This is a genomic window from Seongchinamella sediminis, from assembly GCF_003457605.1.
In the GTDB taxonomy this organism is placed as follows: domain Bacteria; phylum Pseudomonadota; class Gammaproteobacteria; order Pseudomonadales; family Halieaceae; genus Halioglobus; species Halioglobus sediminis.
This window is the reverse complement of sequence record NZ_QRAN01000067.1, coordinates 1-832: the sequence shown is the minus strand read 5'-3', so window position 1 is coordinate 832 and position 832 is coordinate 1. Positions and strand designations below refer to the sequence as shown.

General features: G+C 63.8%; 1 protein-coding gene. It reads left to right on the top strand.

Annotated features, from left to right (window positions below):
- A partial coding sequence (locus tag DWB85_RS19340; protein WP_162846211.1) for a TonB-dependent receptor occupies positions 1-832 on the top strand: 832 nt, incomplete at both ends.

Genomic DNA, 832 nt, shown 5'->3' with positions numbered 1-832 from the left:
CACTGCTCGAAGAAGTCATCGTCACCGCCCGCAAGCGCGAGGAGGGTTCGCAGGACGTACCCATGTCCATCAGCGCCTTCAACGCCAACCAGATCGAGGCCCTCAAGGTACGCGACCTGACCAACCTCTCGGTCGGCATGCCCAACGTCGCCCTCGATGACGTTGGCACCACCCGCGGTACCGCCAACTTCTCCATCCGCGGCCTCGGCATCAACAGCACCATCCCCTCCATTGACCCCACCGTCGGCGTGTTCGTCAACGGCATTTACCTGGGGGTCAACAACGGCATTATTTTCGATGTCTTCGACCTCGAGAGCATCGAGGTCCTGCGCGGGCCCCAGGGCATTCTGTTCGGCCGTAACGTCACCGGCGGCGCCATCCTGATGAATACCCGCAAGCCCGGCGACGAACTCGACGTGACCATCAGGGCGGCCGCCGACACCGGGGGCGATGGCGGCGTCAACAAGTACCTGATGGGCGCCATCGGCGGCCCGGTCACCGACACCCTGGGCCTGCGCCTGACCGCCTACTGGAACGACGACGACGGCTGGCATGAAAACCAGTTCGACGGCAGCGATGTGCAGGCGGTGGAGCAGCAGATGCTTCGCGGCACCCTGGCCTGGCAACCCAGCGACCGCGCCGAACTGGTGCTGCGCTATGAATACACCGATATCGAGGGCGACGGCCCGGTGTCACAGTCCCACATCAACGGCAGCGGCATTCCCGGCTCGCCCTTCAACGCCGATCGCGACAGCTTCGACGCCAGCTATGACCTGGTGGGTGAGCAGAACATCGAAACCGACTTCTTCACCGCCGAACTGAACCTGGATGT